This is a genomic window from Rummeliibacillus sp. JY-2-4R (genome assembly GCF_053847205.1).
In genome coordinates, this window is the sequence record NZ_CM132623.1 from 464275 (window position 1) to 487876 (window position 23602).

General features: G+C 36.8%; 17 protein-coding genes and 1 riboswitch. Of the genes, 13 read left to right on the forward strand and 4 right to left on the reverse strand.

Annotated elements, in window-relative coordinates; genetic code table 11:
* The first annotated feature begins 38 nt into the window (after positions 1-38).
* Together ACWV26_RS02270 and ACWV26_RS02275 are read left to right on the forward strand one after the other, a co-directional pair.
* Positions 39-1586, forward strand: a complete 1548-nt coding sequence (locus ACWV26_RS02270; RefSeq protein ID WP_455896758.1) for a glycosyltransferase — start codon at positions 39-41, stop codon at positions 1584-1586.
* Between the two features lie 176 nt (positions 1587-1762).
* Entirely contained in the window at positions 1763-3343 is a 1581-nt protein-coding gene (locus tag ACWV26_RS02275) for a glucosaminidase domain-containing protein (RefSeq protein ID WP_455896759.1), read from the forward strand.
* 1039 nt (positions 3344-4382) lie between these two features.
* Here ACWV26_RS02275 and ACWV26_RS02280 read toward each other — a convergent pair.
* The 3 genes from ACWV26_RS02280 to ACWV26_RS02290 all read right to left on the reverse strand — a co-directional run bounded on the left by ACWV26_RS02280 (position 4383) and on the right by ACWV26_RS02290 (position 7283).
* Positions 4383-5024 carry an AmiS/UreI family transporter gene (locus tag ACWV26_RS02280; RefSeq protein WP_455896760.1) on the reverse strand — a complete coding sequence of 214 codons (642 nt, stop codon included), beginning with the start codon at positions 5022-5024 and terminating at the stop codon, positions 4383-4385.
* Positions 5025-5056: 32 nt separating this feature from the next.
* Positions 5057-6172, reverse strand: a complete 1116-nt coding sequence (locus tag ACWV26_RS02285; RefSeq protein ID WP_455896761.1) for an AAA family ATPase — start codon at positions 6170-6172, stop codon at positions 5057-5059.
* Between the two features lie 64 nt (positions 6173-6236).
* On the reverse strand, positions 6237-7283 hold the full coding sequence (locus tag ACWV26_RS02290; protein ID WP_455896762.1) for an aliphatic amidase: 1047 nt from the start codon (positions 7281-7283) through the stop codon (positions 6237-6239).
* Between the two features lie 251 nt (positions 7284-7534).
* On the opposite strand from ACWV26_RS02290, the gene ACWV26_RS02295 reads away from it, so the two are divergent.
* The 11 genes from ACWV26_RS02295 to ACWV26_RS02345 all read left to right on the forward strand — a co-directional run bounded on the left by ACWV26_RS02295 (position 7535) and on the right by ACWV26_RS02345 (position 22485).
* Positions 7535-9835, forward strand: coding sequence for a transporter substrate-binding protein (locus tag ACWV26_RS02295; protein ID WP_455896763.1), 2301 nt, complete (start codon positions 7535-7537; stop codon positions 9833-9835).
* A 106-nt stretch (positions 9836-9941) separates the two neighbouring features.
* Positions 9942-11243, forward strand: coding sequence for an RNA polymerase factor sigma-54 (gene rpoN / locus ACWV26_RS02300; RefSeq protein WP_455896764.1), 1302 nt, complete (start codon positions 9942-9944; stop codon positions 11241-11243).
* Positions 11244-11665: 422 nt separating this feature from the next.
* Positions 11666-11845, forward strand: a complete 180-nt coding sequence (locus ACWV26_RS02305; protein ID WP_455896765.1) for a small acid-soluble spore protein H — start codon at positions 11666-11668, stop codon at positions 11843-11845.
* Positions 11846-12088: 243 nt separating this feature from the next.
* A riboswitch (TPP riboswitch) is annotated at positions 12089-12203 on the forward strand.
* Positions 12204-12355: 152 nt separating this feature from the next.
* Complete coding sequence (gene thiC, locus ACWV26_RS02310; protein ID WP_455898157.1) at positions 12356-14140, forward strand: phosphomethylpyrimidine synthase ThiC; 1785 nt, start codon at positions 12356-12358, stop codon at positions 14138-14140.
* Positions 14141-14439: 299 nt separating this feature from the next.
* Entirely contained in the window at positions 14440-14853 is a 414-nt protein-coding gene (locus ACWV26_RS02315) for a BlaI/MecI/CopY family transcriptional regulator (RefSeq protein ID WP_455896766.1), read from the forward strand.
* Between the two features lie 3 nt (positions 14854-14856).
* Positions 14857-15699, forward strand: a complete 843-nt coding sequence (locus ACWV26_RS02320; protein ID WP_455896767.1) for a M56 family metallopeptidase — start codon at positions 14857-14859, stop codon at positions 15697-15699.
* Between the two features lie 50 nt (positions 15700-15749).
* Positions 15750-16403 (forward strand): DsbA family protein, encoded by a 654-nt coding sequence (locus ACWV26_RS02325; protein ID WP_455896768.1) that lies wholly within the window; start codon positions 15750-15752, stop codon positions 16401-16403.
* Positions 16393-16824 (forward strand): disulfide oxidoreductase, encoded by a 432-nt coding sequence (locus ACWV26_RS02330; RefSeq protein ID WP_455896769.1) that lies wholly within the window; start codon positions 16393-16395, stop codon positions 16822-16824. Before ACWV26_RS02325 ends, ACWV26_RS02330 begins: the two co-directional genes overlap by 11 nt.
* On the forward strand, positions 16814-17350 hold the full coding sequence (gene resA / locus ACWV26_RS02335) for a thiol-disulfide oxidoreductase ResA (RefSeq protein WP_455896770.1): 537 nt from the start codon (positions 16814-16816) through the stop codon (positions 17348-17350). Before ACWV26_RS02330 ends, resA begins: the two co-directional genes overlap by 11 nt.
* Positions 17351-17744: 394 nt before the next feature.
* Positions 17745-18815: an acyltransferase family protein gene (locus ACWV26_RS02340; RefSeq protein WP_455896771.1), complete on the forward strand. Its 1071-nt coding sequence runs from the start codon at positions 17745-17747 to the stop codon at positions 18813-18815.
* Positions 18816-19857: 1042 nt separating this feature from the next.
* Positions 19858-22485: a GW dipeptide domain-containing protein gene (locus ACWV26_RS02345; protein WP_455896772.1), complete on the forward strand. Its 2628-nt coding sequence runs from the start codon at positions 19858-19860 to the stop codon at positions 22483-22485.
* A gap of 44 nt (positions 22486-22529) precedes the next feature.
* Here ACWV26_RS02345 and ACWV26_RS02350 read toward each other — a convergent pair whose 3' ends face one another.
* On the reverse strand, positions 22530-23303 hold the full coding sequence (locus ACWV26_RS02350) for a DUF2935 domain-containing protein (protein ID WP_455896773.1): 774 nt from the start codon (positions 23301-23303) through the stop codon (positions 22530-22532).
* Between the last annotated feature and the right edge of the window lie 299 nt (positions 23304-23602).

Genomic DNA, 23602 nt, shown 5'->3' on the forward strand with positions numbered 1-23602 from the left:
CGTGATCTTTACATAGTGCAAAAGGATGTGACAATCTGTTGAAAAGAACGATATTTATGACAGCATGGGATATGGATGTTGAAAAAGGCGGCGTCAACAAAGTAATGCTTCGCCGTTCAGCTTTATTCTCTAACCAAGACTATCGCTCAATCCTGTTAACCATGGACTTTAAAATGAATTACCCTGAAATTGCATCAGAACTACGTGCAACAGGACAACTTGGCCAAGACGTTGAAATCATGAATGTTTATGATTATTATCGCGAAAAATTTGCCTCAAAAGATGTCTCAAGCAAACAAGTAGAGATGTATAAACAAAATATAAAAAAATTCGAAGGGGACTACTGGGTTCAAGATGGCGACTATTTCGCGCGCTATTTCATGAACGGTTCCTATATCAAATATAAACAATGGGACGATGACGGCATCTTAAAATTCATCGATTACTTCGACGAAAATCGTGTCCGCACTCGTCGTGAAGAGTTCCACCCAGAAGGCTATAAAATTCGCGAAACATTGTACCATCCAGCCAACAATAAAAAGAATCAGGAACGCTATTTCACACCGGATGGCTTCTGTTTCTTAACAATGTGGTTCAACTATCAAACGGGTAGTCAACAACGCATCTACTTATTCGACCCTTCTCACAAAAAAGTATTGGACTTTGCCAACCGCGCAGAATTCCATACTTACTGGTTAGAAGAACTATGCCGAACAGAAGTAGCGAAACCAGTAATCATTGTAGACGGAGCAGCAACGGCAGAACGTGTGATCAATGTGGACGATGATTTAGCATATAAAATCTTCATGATCCATGCAAACCATTTCCAAGAACCATATACACTTGGCAGCCCATATCTAGAAGCAGTCCAACCGATTTTGGACATTATTCCAAAAGGCTACCCAGTAGTGGTATTAACAGAGTTGCAACAACTCGACTTGCATAAAGAAATCGGCAACCGTGGCAATATCCACGTTATCCCGAACTACGTAGAACTACCAGTAGTAAAGGCTGAGAAAGATCCAATGCTTGTCACTTTAGTAGCTCGACTAGCTAAAGAAAAACGCATTGACCAAGCAATCGAAGCTTTCATTGAAGTAGCTCGCGATGTACCGGGAGCGAAACTTGAAATCTACGGTATCGGCGACGAAGAAGCGGAATTGAAAAAGCTAATCAAAAAGCTAAAAATCAATCATAGCGTGAAGCTAATGGGCTACACCAACCGAATCGACGAAGTATTCGCCAAATCAACTGTCTCATTAATAACATCCAAAGCAGAAGGATTTAGCTTCGTCATGCTCGAATCATTCGCCAACCACACACCAGTAGTCAGCTACAATATCAACTACGGTCCAGCCCAAGTCATCAAAGATGGCGAAAACGGCTACCTAGCACCAGATGGCGATATCGAAGCACTAGCAGACCGTATTAAAAAGGTACTAGAAAACCCAGACGAAGCTGAACGCATGGGGAACAATGCATATAATTTAATAGAAGAAACATATACTCCAGAAATTTACTACAGCAAATGGAAAGACTTAATCGAGCAAACGATTGCTGAAGATATGGAAAAACCTTTGTTGTAATAGGGGAATAGCGAAAAAACAGCCGGATGGCTGTTTTTTTGTTTGCCTTTTTAACACTTAACCCCCCTCCCCTCGACATTTCCCGATATAATTTCCCATACTTCTGTTTAAACTCCTTCCAGTTTCGGTTACAATAACCATATATGCAACATACCAACCAACGAAAGGAGAGCAAGATGAATAGGTCTTTCAAAGCAATCGGATTCATTCTTACCATTTTTCTAGCTGCCATTTTCTTCTCGCAGGGACAAGCTTCAGCAGAAGAAAAGAAAGCTTTCATCAAAACTACGGTTAACGAGATTACTCATATTCAATCAAAAACCGACAAGATTTACCGAAGTCCTGATAAAAAAGACGACTTTATACTTGCCGGAACTACCTACACAGGCAGAGCGTATTATGCCAAGAGCAAAACGAAAATTGGCAAAACTACCTACTATCAACTTTTCCAAGGTTCAAAGGAAATCGGTTGGGTAGTACTAGGAGATTTAAAACACAACACTCGTTCATTGATTAACACAACGAAATCCACTGTATACATAGCGGGTTCAGGAGAAGCATACAACATGCCATGGGGCGGAACGAAAAACAAAATTTATACACTAAGTGACTACCGTGCAAAATCATTCAAAGTCACACGTACCGAGAAAATCGGAAAAGCCATTTGGCATCAAGGCACGCTAAACGGCAAAACCGTTTGGATCTCAGCTGCCTATGTGGAAACGAACCCATACATTGCACTCAACTTAAGAAAAAGTTCCAACATAACAGCAAAAGAAATGCAAGAGTTCTTAATAAAAAATGGAAAATCGAAAACAAACATCCTATATAAACTAGCACCAACGTTTATAACCATCCAAAAAGAAGCGGGCATCAATGCACAATTTATGTTCGCACATGCCATTCTTGAAACAGGGTGGGGTGGTTCAACAATTTCCCAATATAAAAACAACTATTTCGGCTACCAAGCGTATGATTCATGCGCGCTTACTTGTGCGAAATACTTCCCAACAGGAAAAGATGGCTTAAACGCCTATGCGTACAAAATTTATCATGACTACTTAACAAAAACTGGCCCATATTACAACGGCCCAACATTGCTAGGCATGAATGTTAGATACGCATCAGATAAAGCCTGGAGTGAAAAAATTGCCAACCTAATGGCTCTAATGAAACCTTACAGCAGCTCGTATTACAGCAAAGCAGTAGCAAGCACAAAGGTTTTCTCACAGCCAAAAGAATATAATAACGTCATTCCAGAAACGAATAAACAACCAGCACAATTCATGAAAATGCCATCAAGCATTACAGCAACAGTCGACGTAACAGCAGGTGCAACTGTGTACAGTATGCCGTACGTCTACGCAAGCCCATATGGCACATACAAAAAAGGTAAGAGCATCACGCTTAAGGCATATCACACAGATGTCCGCGACTTTAAAAACGATAGCGGCAAAACCGTCCGGTGGTATCGCATCAGCTACAGCGGCAAACAAGGATGGGTACGAAGCGACCAAATCGCCGTCTCAAACCTAGGCTTCACAACAAGTGACAGTGCCAACCTAAGAGCAGGTGCAGATACAAAATACACAAAAGTAGCATCCGTTAACAAGAACACACCTGTTAAATTTGTGAAAACTGGTAGCAAATACGTAACTAAAAAGGACAAGAACAAAACGCTTTGGTATCAAATTTATAAACCGGGTACTACTCAAAAAGTTTGGGTTAGTAGTTCTTTGATACAGATGTATAACTAATGGAAACGAGATCACTTTGTGGTCTCGTTTTTATGTTGGGGAAAATTTGAGTTGTTGCTGAATCAGGGGTTGAAGAGGACTTAAAATGTTAAGAACACCATTACAATTTAGAAAATGGAGAATAGAGTGGTGAAATGGGCGAGTTGACCATCTAAAAGAGCGAATTGGGCAATGAAATTAGCGAATAGATAGGCCAAAAGAGCGAATAGAACCTCCCAAATAACAATTCCTCAGCCATATAAAACCCAAGAAGATGCTCAAACCCATCGTCCGCGGCCCAAAAATCATAAAATCTACAATGGAATGCCGCGAACAATCAGAGCAATCAGGAGCCTCTTCGAATACTCTGGATGGAAGACTTTAATTGTTTCAGAATCAGGGGGCAAGAAGACTTAAAATGTTGAGAACACCATTATAATTTAGAAAGTAGCGAATAGAGTGGTGAAAAGAGCGAATAGACTAGCCGAAAGAGCGAATTGGCCAATGAAATTAGCGAATAGATCGACTAAAAGAGCGAATAGAACCTCTCCAATATCAAAACCTCAGCCGTATAAAACCCAAGAAGATGCTCAAACCCATCGTCCGCGGCTCAAAAATCATAAAATCCACAAATAGATGCCGCGAATAATAAGAGCAATAAGGATCCTCTTCGAATCCACTGGGGGAAGAGGACTTAAAATATTAAGAACACCATTACAATTTAGAAAATAGCGAATAGGATGGTGAAAAGAGCGAGTAGACAGGCTAAATGAGCGAATTGGCCAGTGAAAAGAGCGAATAGATCGACTAAAAGAGCGAATAGAATTTCTACAAATCAATTTCACAATCAAAATAAAAGTATATAAAACGTATGGGAAGTAGACAAAAGGAGATTTATTATGACCAGATTAGAAGGCGAGGGGTTCTATTTAATCTAATAAGCTCACAAGACTTACACCACATATGATTTGTAATACTTGTGTTCCAAAATGACATACACAATGCATCGTGTGAATGTCATTTTGGTAACCAGATTCAATTTTCCTTATGCGTTATACAATTAATTATTCTGGGCAGATGTATTGTTAGTTAAGTTTTTAGCAGGGTTTTTCGTGGATTTAACGTTTAGAATATAATATAGTACTACAAAAGTAAGAACAGCAAGAATGAAAATAGCAATCATAAAACTATTAGAGATAATATCCCATTCGCCGATTAATAATAGAATTGCAGGAATTGTACATGTAATCCACGATTGGATAAGAGCTACCCATCCAGTATAAATTGCAATATTTGCGCCCCTCGCTAATAATAAATAGAACAGCAACCAAAGGAATGACCACATAAGCCAAATAAGACCAAATTTTAAATCTGAAAAATAACTAATATTTATAAAAGCATAAATAAAAGCTAATATAGAGACCCAAAGGGAATAATAGCCCACACCATTAGAAGGAAAATCTGCTAAATTACTTATTCCTACATATAAATAAGTAAAGCCAAATAAAAATAAACCTGCTGCAGATAAAATAGTAGCAGAATCACCATTAGCTGTAATGATTAAATAAATAGGAGTGAATATTTGTAAACAGCCAATAAAAATATTAAACACTCCTGCACTTTTGCCATCAATTTTTCCTAGGATCATTAATCCATTTATAAATAAAATGCATCCGACATATAAAAGTCCAACATTAGACATTCAGTGTCCTCCCTCTATAAAATCTATAATAATTAATCGTTCTTTGAAAAGGTTAATTTGTTATTAGTTGTGCTGATCAAAATATCAAATTCTTTATCAGTGTATGTTAGCTCAGTTAAATACTTAGCTAACGGTACTTCAAGTAATTGGCGCAATTGTCTTTTCATAGCACGTGCTCCGTATTGACGGTTAAAGCCTTTATTTAAAATATAACGCTTTGCTTGATCGTCCAAGATTATCTTACAATTATGATTTTTAATCCTTTTATTTAAATCCGCTATCATTTTATTGAGAATAGAATCGAAGGTTTCATTTTCGAGCCAATTAAAAATTAAAATGTCGTCAATTCGATTAATAAACTCAGGAGCAAATTCTTTTTCCAATTCAGTATAAATAATCCTTTTCAAAATATCTTTATTGCTTTTCCCAAAATTTTTAGGTAACAATAACTGTAAAAAGCGACGGCATTTAGCTGTCCAAGAATTGTCAGTCCAACGAATAATTTGGCTAGCAGCAATATTACTAGTCATAAAAATCATTGTATTTCTAAAGTTGATAGTTCGTTCTCCATTGGACAAAATCATTTTTCCATTATCTAAAACATTCAATAATGATTGAATAACAGTTTTATCCGCTTTTTCAATTTCATCGAACAATACCATCCCCGGTTTACTAAATGAGCCGTTTATTTTTTCTTCATCAAATAAAGTACTACCTTCTTTACTTCCGATATATCCTGGAGGTGCTCCAGTTATTGCTGCAGCATAATGTTCTTGCGCAAGCGTATTCATATCTATTCTTGAAAAAGCATCCTTATCTTTATAAATTGCATCTGCTAAAACACGTACTGTTTCAGTTTTACCAACACCTGTAGGTCCCAAAAATAAAGCAACATATAATGGCTTATTTTTCTCTGTAATATCTGCTCGGACCACATGCAGCATATTAACTACTTGATCAATGATATCGGTTTGTCCGATAATTTCCTTTTGTAGTGTTTGTTGAATATTGTTAACATCAAATGTAAATCTAGATTTAAATTGAGAATTTGTAGAGTGTTTTACGTCAATTGATATTACTGGGGCTTCTTTACTTTCACTGAATTCATTATTTTTCATGCTCTGAATTCGGTCGCTAACAAATGGCATAGTTTTCCTCCTTTAAAAAGAAGCAAGCAGTCACAACTATTTAGCTATGACTACTTGCTTAGTGTTAAATGCCAGCTTCAAGTTTCTTTTCTTCATAAGGAATCCCCTCAATTGGGCATTCTGCTGTCCCTACAGTTTTGCGAGTAAATTGCTCTACATTTTCACGTGCCTGCTCGGCATCCATAACCCATGTACGATAGAAATCAAACGGACAATCTGCTACCCCTTTATCGCCATCACCAGATTTAATTGTACCTGTATAGCCGCGATGTAAAAGTTTAAATAAATGATTTTGTGATTGCCAGTTAGCACGGGCATCTCGAATTTGAGAGACCGATAATTCTGCGTACTGAACCCCATTTTCTTCAGTTCCACATTCACCTAATGTTCCGCCATCGAAACCAACGATACTAGAGTGGCCGAAGTAAGAATATACGCCATCAAAACCTGTTGCATTTGCTACTGCAACATAAGATGTGTTCATCCAAGCCATTGTTTTTGCAACCATGATTTGTTGCTCTTTAGCCGGATACATATATCCTTGGCAACGAACAATTAACTCTGCACCCTTCATAGCACAGTCACGCCAAATTTCTGGGTAGTTTCCATCATCACAAACGATTAAACTAATTTTCATACCTTTAGGGCCTTCTACTACATGTGTTGAATCACCAGGGTACCATGGTTCAATTGGATTCCATGGTAAAATTTTTCTATATTTTTGAACGATTTCACCGTGGTTGTTGATAAGAATTAATGTATTATAAGGTGTTTTATTTGGATGATCTTCATGTTGTTCACCAGTAATTGAAAATACGCCCCATACATTCGCTTTTCTACATGCGGCAGAAAAAATTTCAGTTTCTGGACCAGGGATTGTAGAAGCTGTTGCATACATTTCTTCTTCGTCATACATAATCCCTTGAGTACTATACTCAGGGAAAACAATTAAATCCATCCCTGGTAGACCAGTTTTGATGCCTTGAATCATTTCACTAATATTATGACAGTTTTCAAGTACCTCTTCTTTTGTGTGTAAACGTGGCATTTTATAATTGATTACCGCTACGCCAACTGTATCTTTAGAACTACTGATGTCTCCATGTCTCATAAGAACACTCCTCTTTAATTTTTTTATTAATAATTTTTGTATTTCTTGCTGTTCATATATTTACAAGCAAAAAGCATGCCAAACCCGTCAAGGTTGGTACTATCCATTTTCTAGTGAAAACTAAGAAATTAATTGTCTCATTATGATACAATTAATTTGAAAATTCCAAAAAAACGTTGAATTCTACATATCATGATTAGATGTATCATTTTGATACAATGGTTCACTTTAGGACAAGGGGGAGATAGTAAATGATAAAAATAGGCGGATTATTTTCTTTGACTGGTACAACTTCGATAACAGAAAGAGGTCAGTATCAAGCAGCATTGTTTGCATTACAGGAATACAATCAATCTGTTACTGAAAAAAGTAAACTAGTTGAATTTATAATTTGTGATATTCAATCAGATCCTCAAAAAACTTACAATGCTGTAGAAAAATTGATTGAGAATAACGTTAAAATATTTATTGGAACATATACATCTGCATGTAGAAAAGCATTATTAGAGATTTTAGAGAAGAATGATTGTTATTTAATATATCCTTCTTTATATGAGGGACAAGAATTGCATCCTAATGTTTTTTATGCCGGTGAAGTAACGCATCAGCAAATATATCCTACTCTACGATACATTATGAATAATTTTGGACCGAAGTTACATCTAATAGGAAATGATTATATTTATCCTAAAGCTACAAATAAGGAATTAAAAAGGTACTGGGAATTTTTAGGTGGTCAAATTACTGGAGAAGATTATGTCCCATTCGGTCATGAAAACTTTGAAGGAATATTTAGTAAATCAATTTCGCAACAATCGGACGCTATTTTTTCAACACTAGTAGGCGACAGTCTTATCCATTTTTATAGAATTTTTAAGCGATTAGGTCTATCGGCAACAACGTTACCAATCTTTAGCGCAACTACTAAAGAAAGTGAAATAAAGGAAATCGGGAGCGCTTATGTTGAAGGACACTATAGTTGTGGAGGATACTTTCAATCGATAGATTTTCCTGAAAATCATAGGTTTGTAGCCAAATTTAAACAGTCATTTGAAGAGGATCAAGTTATTTCTTCCGTTATGTTTAATACTTATATAGGAACAAAGCTCATTTTAGAGAAGTTAGCTAAATTAAATAAAGATGAGCCACTTCACTTTAAATTTTATGAAAGTAAATTTTTTTCACCGTCTGGTTTGTTATATATAGAGAAAGGAAGCAATCACTTTGCACGTTCAATAAAAATAGGAAAAGCTCAGAAAGATGGTCAATTTGCAGTTGTTTGGGATTCTAAGGAATTAATATCCGTGAAATATAGTAACGCAGATTCCGGTTATAATTTGTTAGAATGGACTGATATTTTTTCCAATCTAAATTCATCCCCAAAACACCCCATTTTTTTGATTAATCATTGTGATGAAGTGATATATATGAACGGTGTTGCGAAATCGCTATTCCCGTATGAAAAAGAGCAGATTGTATCATTTGAAACAATAAGACGGACCTATATCAATTGTGAATTTAAAATAGAGAGTATGGATAACAGTAATAATTTTAGAAAAGTTACCATTACAAATGAGTTGAATATTCCAAAGGTAGAAAGTGTAATGGAATTCGGTGAAATTTCAACTTTAAACTCAAGTTATAAAGAACAGTTATATCTAGCTGAAGCTGCAGCAAATTCAGATGCTAATGTACTAATTTTAGGTGAAACAGGTACAGGAAAAGACATCCTTGCTAATGAAATTCATAAAAAAAGCAAAAGAAATAAAGGACCACTAATTACAATTAATGCAGCTTCCATACCAAGAGAATTAATTGCAAGTGAATTATTTGGATATGTGGACGGTGCTTTTACAGGAGCATCTAAAAAAGGAAAGATAGGAAAGTTTGAGGCAGCAAATGGGGGAACACTGTTTTTAGATGAAGTTGGGGATATGCCATTAGATTTGCAAGTTTCGTTGTTACGTGTCCTTGAAAACAGGACTGTTACATCCTTAGGGGACAGCAAGGAACGAAAAATAGACGTTCGTATTATTGCAGCTACAAATAAAAATTTGAAGGAAGAGATAGCGTATCAAGGAACATTTAGAGCCGATTTATTTTATCGGTTAAATGTAATTTCAATACAGATGCCGGCACTACGAAACAGGAAAGAGGATATAGCTTTATTAATTAGGGAGTTCATCTCTGGGCTTAGTCATTACTACAGTAGCCAACCGAATGATATTACTGCAGAAGCTTTATCGCATTTAACGGCTTATTCTTGGCCAGGAAATATACGTGAACTTAGAAATGTTATTGAACGTTCCTATTTATTAGCAAAGGATCGCTCAGAATCGGTTATAGATTCGCATCATTTACCACCTGAGTGTAAATCATATGAATTCTCTGTTCAAAATCCTAAATTTAACCTAGAAAGAATAGAGCGTGAAACGATTCAAAAAGCTTTGAATGCATCTAGTACGTTAACCCAAGCTGCAAAGTTATTAGGTATTTCTCGAAGTACTTTATATAGAAAAATAGCATTACATCAATTAGAGATAAATCTTTAATAGTGTAACTTTGTAAGAGGCATAGTAGGAAATCAATCGACTCGTAATATTACATAAATGGTGAAGCAGGTTCTTTATTATGCTGTTCGAGAGGAGATAAGTGCGTATGAATTATCATTTAACTCAGAATTTAGCATTAACACAAAAATTATCGTTAACACCAACAATAAAGCAATCACTGGCTATTTTAGGTATGAACTCTCAGGAAGTTCTACAATTGGTAGAGGAGATGCTAGAGGAAAATCCATTTCTATCACATGAAAATAAATTATTATATCGTTTAATGAAAGAAGATAAAACTATCACTCGTAAATTTTGGGGAAGTTCATCAAAAGATACTTTTTATACAATTGCTACCTCTAGCGGTGGCATGGAGGAGTATTTACGCGACCAACTTTTATTAGAAAAAGAATGTAAAGGGAAGAAACGTCAAGGCTTGCTTTATTTAATACAAAACTTGACTGATCGTGGCTACTTAAAATGTTCTTTAGAGGAAATGCAGGCGAGATTTGAATTGACATCTGATGAGGCTACGAGTGTGTTAAAGGTACTACAAAGCTTTGAACCGGCTGGCATCGGTGCACGGTCCGTATCTGAATGTCTGCAATTACAATTACGCTCTTATTCCTGTATTCCACCTTACACCGAGTCAATTGTTATTCACCATTTAGAGCAAGTAGCAGCAGGAGACTTGAAAGCACTTTGTACAATTTATAATTGTAGTACAGATGAAATTCGTGATGCAATTGACTTTATTAAATCGTTAAACCCATATCCAGTAGATAATTTTTCTAATGAAGAAAGTCATTATATTGTGCCGGATTTAACTGCTCGTTTTTACAATGGAGAAGTTATATTAACCGTCAATGATTCTATTACTTCCGGTTTAATTATTGATGAAATGATGGAAGAGAATTATTTAGATGATGAATCCAAAATGAAGAGAAACGAGGCACTCTTGTTAAAGACCGGTATAGACAAGCGTTCGGCTACTCTATATCGAGTAAGTTTAGCAATTTTAGAAGCACAGCCTACATTTTTAGAACACGGTATCAAAGCACTGGGTTCGTTGAAGTTGGCCGATATTTCAAAAGTTGTAGGACTTCATGAATCTACTGTTTATCGAACGATACGTGGTAAATATATTGATACTCCTCATGGTTTATTCCAAATGAAAGATTTATTTATGAGAGGTTTAAAAAATTCTACAGGATTCGACCAAAGTATTCAATTGATAAAGAATCGTATTAAAGAACTTATTGCGATGGAGGATAGAACTCATCCTTACTCTGATCAAACTCTTTCAAATATCCTTAGACAGGAAAATATAGAGATAGCTCGCCGTACGGTTGCCAAATACCGTCAAAAAATGGGAATAAAAACAGCTAAAGAACGTTTTTTAACTTAAGGGATATCCATTTACTTTATTCAATTTGCTACTCGTTGGTATAGTTACTTATATTTCTTATCGGTGCTCTGATTATAATCACTTTAAGTATCGGTAATAATCCATCTACAATGCTAATAAGTAATGGAGCACTATCAAAAACACGCTTCAATTGACTAAAAGATTTCTATGAAGTTAATTATCTCGGTCCGAATAGACTGCAACGGATATTAAAGGTTCTAAAGGTAATAGTGGGCGAATGATCAACCCTTTCAAAGCAGCCATTAATTTATTTACTAAAGCATCTTTTTCTTATTAAAATCTATTGTTTAATAGTTATGGAGAAAATCAGCTTACACATGGAAGTAGACAATTACAACATGTATATCTAAGTTATTTGAAACAAATAGTATAACTATTAAAGTCAAAAGGAGGTGGCTACAATGGACGCACAACGAGCACAAGAAATTTCTTCTTCGCCAATTATGGCGAATGTAACCTTTAATGGAGAGGGTATTTACATTGAGCATGTGGATCGACATAATGGAACAGCTACAATCCATTTCCTAGATGATCCAAATAATAAAAAAAGCGTATCTGTAACAAGCTTAAGTGAACAATAATTTATCCGTAATTCCCACAATAAACCTCCACCTTCTGAGTGGAGGTTTTACGTTTGATTAACTTTAGTTGGATTCTCCTTCTTCTTTACAATAAAATGACGCTTTCTTTATCTTAAGAAAGGCGACAAAATTTGAAGAAGTTACTCTAATGTTTATCTTTCCCCAGCCTCATCCACTTCGCTTATTTTCAAATTTATCTTTTAATTCAATAAAGTATAATGTATAATAAAACCAAAATTGAATAGAAATAACTAGGGGAGTCCAATAAGTTGGGCTGAGAAAGAAACACGTTGAAGTTTCTTGACTCTTGGGACCTGATCTGGTTCATACCAGCGTGGGGAAGTTAGAAGCATCATTTTAGTTATACTACTTCTGTATACATATTAGCCGGGTCCAGCCATTTATTGGACACCGGCTTTTTTATATACTTCATAAGCTTGTATAAGCTCTCCACTTGTTTTGTTCTATATCTCGTCCTTCTATTCGAAAAAGGAGAGATTAACTATGTCAATGTCAACTTCTTCATCTAGCAAACAAAGTATTTCCATCATGTCTAATTTTCCAGGGAGCAAAAAAGTATATGTAACAGGCTCTAGACCTGACATTAAAGTTCCAATGCGTGAAATTGAGTTAAGCCCGACAACCGGAGCGTTTGGAGAAGAGGAAAATTCTCCAGTACGTGTGTATGATACTAGCGGACCTTATACAGACCCTGATTATTCTGTCGACATTACTAAAGGTCTTCCTGCCATTCGAAGTTCATGGATTCAAGAACGAGGAGATGTTGAGGAATATGATGGTCGTGTAATCAAGCCAGAAGATAATGGTTATAAAGATGAAAACGATCCTCGCACGACTCATAACGTATTTCCAGGATTAAAGCGGAAACCGTTACGTGCTAAAAAAGGGAAAAATGTTACACAACTTCATTATGCAAGAAAAGGAATTATCACGCCTGAAATGGAATTTATCGCAATTAGGGAAAATATGAAACCTGAATTCGTAAGGGATGAAGTTGCAAAAGGTCGAGCAATTATTCCTTCTAATATCAACCACCCAGAATCGGAACCAATGATAATAGGTCGAAACTTTCATGTGAAAATTAATGCGAATATTGGCAATTCTGCTGTTTCATCTTCTATCGAAGAAGAGGTTGAAAAAATGACCTGGGCAACACGCTGGGGGGCTGATAATATTATGGATTTATCAACCGGCAAAAACATCCACACTACACGGGAGTGGATTATCCGTAATTCATCGGTTCCTGTTGGCACTGTCCCAATTTATCAGGCACTCGAAAAAGTAAATGGTGTTGCTGAAGATCTTACCTGGGAGGTTTACCGTGATACCTTAATTGAACAAGCAGAGCAAGGTGTTGATTACTTCACCATTCATGCTGGTGTTCTTTTGCGATATGTCCCGCTAACAGCTAAACGTGTAACAGGTATTGTATCTCGCGGTGGGTCTATCATGGCACAATGGTGTCTATACCATCACAAAGAAAGTTTTTTATACACACACTTTGAAGAAATCTGTGAAATCATGAAATCCTATGATGTTGCATTCTCTTTAGGGGATGGTTTACGTCCTGGGTCTATTGCAGATGCGAATGATGAAGCACAGTTTGCAGAATTAGAGACTCTTGGAGAGCTAACAAAAATTGCTTGGAAGCATGATGTACAGGTGATGATTGAAGGGCCCGGGCACGTGCCGATGCACCTTATTAAAGAAAATATGGATAAACAATTGGAAGTGTGTCAGGAAGCACCATTCTACACACTTGGACCTCTTACGACGGATATCGCTCCTGGTTATGATCACATTACATCTGCGATTGGAGCTGCAATGATTGGTTGGTATGGAACAGCGATGCTTTGTTATGTAACGCCAAAAGAACATTTAGGTTTACCGAATAGAGATGATGTTCGTGTAGGGGTTGTCACATATAAAATTGCTGCACATGCTGCTGATTTGGCAAAAGGACATCCAGGAGCACAAAAAAGAGATGATGCCTTATCAAAAGCTCGTTTTGAATTCCGTTGGAGAGATCAGTTTAATTTATCTTTAGACCCTGAACGTGCAATCGAATATCATGATGAAACATTACCTGCTGAAGGTGCAAAAACAGCACATTTCTGTTCTATGTGTGGACCTAAATTTTGCAGTATGAGAATCTCTCAAGATATTCGTAATTTTGCAAAGGAAAAAGAACTAGATACGAAGGAAGCTATTGAATTAGGTATGAAGGAAAAAGCTGAACAATTTAAGCAATCTGGTGGTAAGATATATCAATAATTTTCATATGAAATAAAGCAAAGAAATGCCACAAACAACCTTGCCCTAATTACTTAGTTGAGGCAAGGTTGTTTAACTTTCTATTTTTAACTATTAGCTGTGAGGATTTCAGACACTTAATATCGTGTATACTAGCTTATCTCATGTAAATAATCGCCCAGAAACCGTGAAATCTCAGCTCTCAAACATGAATAAAACCCCACCTCAAAAAATCTCCTCAATTTCAAACTACCATTCTATTGACTCTCCCTCCATCTAACACTACAATGGGTAATGTAACGAAGTGAGGTGTCCAAATCATGAATATTCGTAAGTTCAAAATGCATGAAAGTGGATTGAATCGATTTTTTGGTCCACTGGAAGCGAAGATTATGGACGTTTTGTGGAGCAACTGTGAGATGACCATCAAGGATGTCCAACACGCGCTTGAGAAAGAAAAGGCAACGAACTTCAACACGGTGATGACAGTCATGAATCGACTAGTGGAGAAGGGGATTCTTCAAAAAAGAACAGAAGGAAGATCCTCGATGTACAAGCCTGTTCAGACGAGATGCGAGTTTTTGGATACGCAGTCCAAGGAAATGACTAACGAGCTCATGGACGAGTTCGGCAATGTCGTGGTAAGTCATATGCTTGATGCATTGGAAGATGTGGATGATGAGCTTGTTGCGAAACTTGAGATGAAGATTAAAGAATTGAAAAAGGATCGCTAGCCTATGGAAAAACGACAATCTACTTTTATGTTATTCGTGTCGCTTTTAATTTCGGGAACTATTTTTGTTCAAATGGCTTTATACGTAGCAGCTTATTTTGCTGGTTGGCAGATGAAATTCAACCTTGTTGAAGTATGCCACAGCACGCTAAAAGCAATAGGCATGTCATCGCTTGAATATGCACTCGATGCACTCGTTGTCTATACGCTACTCTTTACATTTTGGAAATTCACGTCGCAACTGTTTCACGCGATGAAAATGAAAAGGAAATTCCAGCAATATCAAGATACTTCGCAATCGCTTAAACTAAACGAGCATTACAGTACCAAAAACATCATGGTCATTTCATATCCAGTGCCGCTCGCAATTACGATGGGATTCATTTCACCGAAAGTGATTATCTCAACAGGATTGATGAATCTATTAAATCAAGACGAACTAGACGCTGTAATCTATCATGAAATGTATCACCAAAAGAACTATGACCCTTTGAAAATATTTTTGCTATCGCTGTGCGCATCGACTTTTGTCTACATACCGATTTTGAAATGGTTCAACCAAAAATATCGAATCATTCAAGAAATCATGGCAGACAATTTAGCGACTGAAAAACAATCGACTTCGATGTACATTGGCAGCGCATTGTTGAAAATGTTGAAAGCAGGGAAGGCAGAGCCGATGCCATTTATCTATGCATCGTTTGCCGATACGTCAGTCAATTACAGAATTGAATATATGCTCAACCCTTTGAAAGAATTTCAAATAAAGATACCAACTGAAATGGCCTTCAGATCATTTACGATTTTTGGCTTAATCTGTGCCTTTTTTATTTACGCGCTTGCGTAAATTTTTTACCCAATTACACTACATCACGTAGTTTATAAAGGAGTTTAAACATGTCTAAGAAAATATTTTGGATTATCGGCATTATCGCCGTATGTGTGATTGCCCTTATTGTGATTAATGGACAAAGTGGGAAATCAGGAAAATCATCCGCAGCAATTGACTACACAAATCAACCATTTTTAGGGGACAAAGATGCACCAGTTGAAATCGTGGAATTCGGCGATTACAAATGTCCTCACTGCGGCGAGTTTAACAAAAGCGTAGTACCATATCTAGACCAACAATTTATTGAAACAGGAAAAGCAAAACTATACTTCATGAACTATGCGTTTATCGCACCTGATTCAAAAACTGCAGCACTATTTGCAGAAACTGTTTATCAACAACTTGGCAACGAAAAATTCTGGAAGTTCCATGATTTACTATTTGCCAACCAAACAACAAAAGACGGTAAAGAAAACTTAATGACAGAAGACTTTTTGAAAACTGTCTTAAAACAAGTGGCTAGCGATGCTGAAACAGAAAAAGTTGTGAAAGCATTCAGTGATAATAAGGCGCAAAAAGCATTTGACCAAGATATGAAAACGGCGAACAAACTAAAAGTACAAGCAACACCTGCTATCTACATTGGTGGCAAAGAATTCAAAGGCCAAACAATGGATGATTTTAACAAGATGGTAGAAGAGGCAGCAAATGCTAAATAAACCGCTATTACTAGCATGGATTACATCAATTATTGCCATGGGAGGAAGCCTATTCTTCAGTGAATATATGGGCTTCATCCCGTGCGACTTTTGCTGGTATCAACGCATTATGATGTATCCACTCGTTATTATCTTAGGAGTCGCCTTTTATCATAACGATCAAAAGATTTACAGATATGTCCTACCTATTTCAATAATAGGAATGATTACAGCCGGCTATCACTACGCATTGCAAAAAATTCCGTCCATGCACGAATTCGCAACATGCACAAGCGGCGTTCCATGCTCAGGCCAATACATCAATTGGCTAGGCTTCATCACCATCCCATTCCTATCGCTTATCGCGTTTATCATCATCACCATCACGATGATTATACTTTTGAAAAGCAATAAGAAAGGAGAAGAGGTCCGTGAAAAATAAGAAAAAACGCTTTTACATCAGACTAGTCATTCTAGCTGTATTATGCGCAGCCATTATTTTCACCATCTATAACACGGCAACAAAAGACTCAGCTAAAATGATAAAAGTAGGGGACCAAGCACCAGACTTTGCGCTAATAGATATGAACGGCCAAAAACACCAACTATCCGAATACAAAGGCCAAGGCGTCTTCCTGAACTTCTGGGGAACCTGGTGTAAACCATGCGAAAAAGAATTCCCACTGATTGATAAACAATATCAACAAGACAAAAACAAAGGAATTGAAGTTCTAGCAGTCAACGTTGCTGAACCCGAACTGTCAGTACAGAAATATATAGACCGAAAAGGCTTAACCTTCCCAGTCCTAATCGATCACACCAAATCGGTCATGAGAGCCTATAACATCGACCCATTGCCAACAACGCTACTCATTAGTCCAGAAGGCAAAATCGAAAAAATTATCACAGGCGAAATGAGCGAACAAGATATTAAACAAAACATGCAACAAATTATGCCAGAATCATAAAAGGAGTGCCGGTATCGGCACTCCTTTTAATGTTTTTGAGTTAAAATTCATACCAACTAAAAAGAAATCCACGTCCATAAACAATTAAATCCCCACTTCTTTACCATTAAAAAGAAAATAATAGACTATAGTACCTATATAAATTACCTAAATAAACCAAAAAATTAATAGTATAATACAATTTAGGTCTCGCTTAATATATTAATATACGATAAAATGATATAATATCGATGTTTGATTTTAATCGAATTTTAATTTTCAGTTCGCATATTGAATGGTGAAGATGAGAATGAGTGTTTCTCATAGAATCTAAATAATCACTGTATGGATCAGTGATAGATTCGTAAAGAAATTCATAATCACACTACTACATCCAATAAGGAGTTTTCATGTTTTGATAAAAGAATGGAATTTACTTCGTGTAGTTGCCTGCTTATCAATCGTCATGTTGCATAGTACAACGCAAACCGGTTGGAAGCATGGTTATCCGGATATTGACCACTACCAAACGATTCGAGCAATCCTCTGTTACGCTACACCCACATTTGTAGTGCTTTCAGAAATTATATTAGCCAACAAATATCCAAATGGGTTACCAAAAGGATTTTGGCTAAAGAGATTTAAATTTATTTATTTACCTTTTCTTTGCTTTGCGATTATCGATGCATTAGCAACATTCTATCAAAATCCTAAAACAGATTTATTGACTAAGCTAAAAGACAATATTATCGAAGGCGATTTTGAAGGATACTTCGTGTTAATAATTATCCAATTCTATATATTGCATTATATTGTAACAAAATTTAAGTTTTCAATGCTGTGGTTCATCCCACTAAGCGTTATGATTATGGAACTTAGTTTAAATGTACTTCGACTAGAAATTCCATTTGTGTCAGATAACGAGCATAGATTAACGGTATCATTCACAACATGGATTGCCTATTTCGCAATTGCCTTTTTAATAGGAAAGCATTATACAGTAGTTGCGGAAAAATTAAAAATCTACAAATGGCATACCATTCTAATGGTCATCGCTTCCGTATTATATATATTCGTAATGTCTGAAACAGGCCTAGAAGGAGTCACATCACGACGCGTTGATTTACTACCATTAGTCGTTTCAATGAGCTTAATGGTACTAGCATGGGGACAATATATTCCGCAATCTAAAATTGTCAACCTAATCAGCAATTACTCATTCGGAATCTATTTGCTTCACTGGCAAATCCAAAGATTCATCGCACAATATACTGCAAACTATTTTAACCATACGTCAACACGCGTATTAGGACTATTCTTCATCTCATTAATCTTAAGTATGATCATCATAAAATTACTATCATACTTGCCATTCGGTAAATACATCGTCGGCAATACAACAAGAAAATGGGATAAAATGTTCAAAAAGAAAAAAATAAAAGAAATGCCATCAACTGAAACTGCAGATGTAAAACTGCATGCTTAGGGATTGATATAGAAAGAGTGCCGGTAATTTAATCGGCACTCTTTTTGTGTTTGGGGAAGGGGGTTTTGGAAGACTTAAATTGCTGAGGATGTGGTGAAATTTAGAAAATAGCGAATTGGATTGGGAAAGTAGCGAGTAGAACCGAGGAATGGGCGAATAGACAAGCCGGAAGAGCGAATGGAATCCAAAAAAGAGCGAATAGAATGATCGAATCTCCAAACCCCGAAAAGGAGAGATTAGAAGACTTAAATTGCTGAGGATACGATGAAATTTAGAAAATAGCGAATTGGGTTGGGAAAGTAGCGAATAGAACCGAGGAATGAGCGAATGGACAAGCCGGAAGAACGAATTGAATCCAAAAAAGGGCGAATAGAATGAGAGACTCCCCAAACCTTCTCTCTAAAACCCGAAAAGGAGAGAATAGAAGACTTAAATTGCTGAGAATACGATGAAATTTAGAAAATAGCGAATAGGATTGGGAAAGTAGCGAATAGAACTGAGAAATGAGCGAATAGACAAGCCGGAAGATCGAATTGAATCCAAAAAAGGGCGAATAGAATGATCGAATCCCAAACCTTCTCTCTCAAACCCCGAAAAGGAGAGATCAGAAGACTTAAATTGCTGAGAATACGATAAAACTTAGAAAATAGCGAATTGGATTGGGTATAAAGCGAATAGAACTGAGAAATGAGCGAATAGACAAGCCGAAAGAGCGAATAGAATCCCAAAAAGAGCGAATAGCCCCCTCCATTTCAACCCCAAAAGTTCAAAACCCCAACCCTAAAATGCTCAAAACCCATCATCCGCGGCCAAAAACTCCATATCATCAAAAACATAAGCCGCGCTCAAGCAAGAGCAATCATAAAATGATAGTACCAGATACCTAATCTACCACCAAATGCCCCCTTAAAACCCTTCTTCACCTACAAATCTCCCAAATTGTTAAGATTCCAATAATTCGCCACTATTCACCACCCTTTGTACTCCAATCCATGCTATAGTTAATAAAAATCCACTATTTTCATAGAAAGGAAGGATACACATGTCTTCACAGCAAAAGGCAGTTGCAAGACTAACTGCAGCAGCTCTATCCGCGACAATGCTGGCAACAACAGCTTCAATGGCTTTACCAGCGTTAAGAGCAGAGGCGCAAACTACGACTCAATCAAATACTGTCAAAACAACAAATACTAGTAGACTCGGCCAAATCAAATCTGGCACAGCCTTAATATATAAAACGCCCAATTCAAGCAAAGGAACAAAAGCAGGTACTTCGAAACTACAACTAACTTATTACATAAACAAATCAGCGAAGTACAAAAACGTAACGTATTACCAAATCAGTAATTATAAAAGCACAACAAAGACAGCAATCGGCTGGATTAAGGCACAAGATCTTACATCAAATGCCTATACGATTAATAAAAACACGACATCAAGATATATCACTGGGTCCGGCAAAGGCTACACAAGACCGTGGGGTGGCTCACGCAATGTGCTTTTATCATCACTAACAGCTTATAAAGGTGCGCTATTCAAAACCAAAACAATCGAAAAAGTTGGGAATGAAACCTGGTATAGTGGCACGCTAAATGGTCAAACAATTTGGCTTAAATCGAACCAAGTTACTACCAAAAATCCAGCCATAACAGTAAATAAACTAGGTCGCATCAAAACAGCAGCTGCCAAAGTATATTCAGATATTAACAACCTGACAAAACAATCCCAAGCATCATCAACTAAAGTAGGTAAGACTTATTACATTACAAAGCAAGTGACAATTGGATCGAGCACTTACTATCAACTAACTGGTATTGGATGGGTTAAAAGTACAGACGTAACAGCAGTAGCCCGAGCAACAGCTCAAAAGCCATCTGCAAAACAAGTACTAAACGGCACAGGATCAGGTTACAACATTCCATGGGGTACTACGAAAAATATCACGCTAAAAACGCTGAAAAAAGATGAAGCATTCACGATTAAAACAGCAACAAAAGCTGGCACTGAAACATGGTATCAAGGTACAACAGCAAATAACACAACCATCTGGGTTTCATCCAAACAAGTGAGTAACGTAACTCCAGTAAAACCAATAAACCCAGTAGAACCAACAGTCCCAGAAGAACCAACAAAGCCGACTGAACCAACAAACCCAGAACCACCAGCTCAACAACCAGAAACAACAGCAATTACTAAAGTCGGCACACTAAAAAGCACAACAACCAAGATCTATCAAGACCTAACCGATTTAAACAAAACAATCGATGCAGGCACTACCTATACAAAAGAGAACTTCTATGTATATAAACAAGCAACTGTAGATAACAAAACCTATTACCAAATCAGCCGAACAGATGGCACCAAAATAGGGTGGGTAGAAAAGGATCAAATTACCTTATCTGACATCACGTCATCTACAGCTGCAAACCTAAAACTATACCTAACAGGCTTCGGTACAGCTTATAACATCTCAAACGGCACAACAAACAATGTCGTTTATAGCTCACTAGCAAACTACCGAACAAAAGCCATCACAGTAAATAGAATTGAAATCATTAACGGCAAAACCTTCTACCAAGGCAGCATCGGAGGCAAAACCGTCTGGATTACACCTGAACAAACAGGTAATGACTATCTTGTAGAGAATTTGAGAAAAACATCCAATATTACGCAAAGTGAAATGGAAGCATATTTGATTAAGAAAAAAGGTACAAGCATTACATCAAACAATTTATACAAAATGATTCCAACTTTCCTTGAGGTTCAAAAGGAATACGGCATCAATGCTCAATTTATGTTAGCTCATGCGATTTGGGAAACAGGCTGGGGAAGTTCAACAATTTCACAATACAAAAATAACTTCTTCGGTTATCAAGCATATGATTCAGCACCATTCACATGTGCCCTTTACTTCCCAACAGGAAAAGAAGGTCTTGAATATTATGCTGATCGTATTTACTACAACTACCTAAAAGATGGCGGTCAATATAACAACGGTGTCAGCATCGCAGGTATGAATGTAAGATACGCTACCGACACAAATTGGGGTCGTAGCATCGCACGTCTAATGGAAGAAATGAAGCCATATGACAGCAAATACTATACTGGTAAAACAGTCAGCACACTAAATCCAGCACCGGTAACAGCAACATATAGCAACATCATCCCAGCGGACAAGCCACAACCAAGTGTGTTCTACACATTTGACAAAGGCATCACCGCAACAGCAACACTGACAACACCAGTCTACGGAATGCCATATAGCAGTTCAAAGACAATCGGCTCTCTATCAATTGGTAAAGAGATTACGATTCTTGGTCATAACGGTGACATCAAAGACTACAAAGATAAAAATGGCAAACTAATCGGGCGTTGGTTCCGAGTTAGCTATAACGGCAACGATCAAGCATGGGTAAGAAGCGACTATCTAAATATTAATAATTTATTAGTAACCAATGGAGATGGTTGCAACGTCCGCGACAAAGCAACAACAACAGGCTCTAAAGTTCTAAAAGTATTAAACCACGATGCATACCTAAAAATAGTAACAGACTCTAAAGGTAAAATTGTTACAGCAAAAGACGAAAAAGATACGACCTGGTACCAAATCATGATTCCAGGAACTACAACGAAAGCTTGGATTAGCTCAACAATTGTAACGAAGTTTTAAATAAAAAGAACTCAGTCAAAATTATGACTGAGTTCTTTTTCATGCTAGGAAACAACGTCTCCCTCTAAGTTCTTCCAAAGGTGATGAGCTTCCCTTGCGATATGTTCTAACAAATCCGGAGGCGAGGTTGTAACGAGTGCACAATGTTTGATTAAGTCATCTACTTCTAGTTTAAATTGCTCTAAACTTTTTGCTTCTTTAATAATCATTTGCTTGAAATTTGTTAAAACCGGTAACATTTCATTGCGTGGCATGCGTACCATTGTTTTTAATGCATTTGCTTGCAAAAACAACCGCTCGAATTTTTGCTTCATATTTGTTACTTGAAAGTTTATTTCATAATTAGATACATCAGAATAATGAAGGATATAGCCAAGGTGGTCTGCCATTTGCCTTAACCAAAATACAGTTTCATGTATAGTAGCATCTGCAGGTGTAACGTATCCACCACTCTCTATTAGTTGATAGACCTTTTGAGATTCTTCTGATTCCCTCATCATGTGGTCGAGAAGTGAAGCGGGTGTTGAAATAATTACATCACAGTGTAAGGATTTATCCAATGTAAAGCCAAGTAAACTGTGAAACTCGCGTGAAGCATGTTGCGCTTCATTGATTAAAGTACCGATATCCCCTTGTTTTGCTTCCGCCTTTTTCCATACCTCTCCTAAACGCTGAATATTATTCTGATTTGCACGGGCTAGTTCCATTTCATAATGGCTAATTTCCCTGTCAAAAAATCGGCCATGATCATAATCATTCCGTAACCAAAAAGCAATAACCCCATAGGTATCCCTTTCATACTTATCCGTATATGCCATTCCGCTTACCTCCCAATTAATATGATGGAAGAAAACATGAAAACTAAGTGATTTACATGAGATGTTAAAAGACTCAACAATGGGATTATATTCATGGTAAGCAACCTTTATGTTTTATTTTGTTTTAGTAAAAGGAATAGAATAAGAAAATGTAAGATTTGCAGAGCTAAGCATTTTGACACGATTCCTATGAAACAATACACAATCAACTGAACAACAAACCTAGCAACAGCAACGTTAAAAATTTGCGAAACATTATCGTTTGAATGAAACCCGTATATTAAAGTTTTTAAACTGCA

Bases quoted from the DNA above. Each gene is read 5' to 3' on its own strand.
- ACWV26_RS02275 (WP_455896759.1), top strand. From the start codon at position 1,763: ATGAATAGGTCTTTCAAAGCAATCGGATTCATTCTTACCATTTTTCTA.
- ACWV26_RS02330 (WP_455896769.1), top strand. From the start codon at position 16,393: ATGCTAAATAAACCGCTATTACTAGCATGGATTACATCAATTATTGCC.
- ACWV26_RS02285 (WP_455896761.1), bottom strand. From the start codon at position 6,172: ATGCCATTTGTTAGCGACCGAATTCAGAGCATGAAAAATAATGAATTC.
- ACWV26_RS02280 (WP_455896760.1), bottom strand. From the start codon at position 5,024: ATGTCTAATGTTGGACTTTTATATGTCGGATGCATTTTATTTATAAAT.
- rpoN (WP_455896764.1), top strand. From the start codon at position 9,942: ATGAATTATCATTTAACTCAGAATTTAGCATTAACACAAAAATTATCG.
- ACWV26_RS02345 (WP_455896772.1), top strand. From the start codon at position 19,858: ATGTCTTCACAGCAAAAGGCAGTTGCAAGACTAACTGCAGCAGCTCTA.
- ACWV26_RS02325 (WP_455896768.1), top strand. From the start codon at position 15,750: ATGTCTAAGAAAATATTTTGGATTATCGGCATTATCGCCGTATGTGTG.
- ACWV26_RS02320 (WP_455896767.1), top strand. From the start codon at position 14,857: ATGGAAAAACGACAATCTACTTTTATGTTATTCGTGTCGCTTTTAATT.
- ACWV26_RS02290 (WP_455896762.1), bottom strand. From the start codon at position 7,283: ATGAGACATGGAGACATCAGTAGTTCTAAAGATACAGTTGGCGTAGCG.
- ACWV26_RS02350 (WP_455896773.1), bottom strand. From the start codon at position 23,303: ATGGCATATACGGATAAGTATGAAAGGGATACCTATGGGGTTATTGCT.
- ACWV26_RS02305 (WP_455896765.1), top strand. From the start codon at position 11,666: ATGGACGCACAACGAGCACAAGAAATTTCTTCTTCGCCAATTATGGCG.
- ACWV26_RS02315 (WP_455896766.1), top strand. From the start codon at position 14,440: ATGAATATTCGTAAGTTCAAAATGCATGAAAGTGGATTGAATCGATTT.
- ACWV26_RS02295 (WP_455896763.1), top strand. From the start codon at position 7,535: ATGATAAAAATAGGCGGATTATTTTCTTTGACTGGTACAACTTCGATA.
- thiC (WP_455898157.1), top strand. From the start codon at position 12,356: ATGTCAACTTCTTCATCTAGCAAACAAAGTATTTCCATCATGTCTAAT.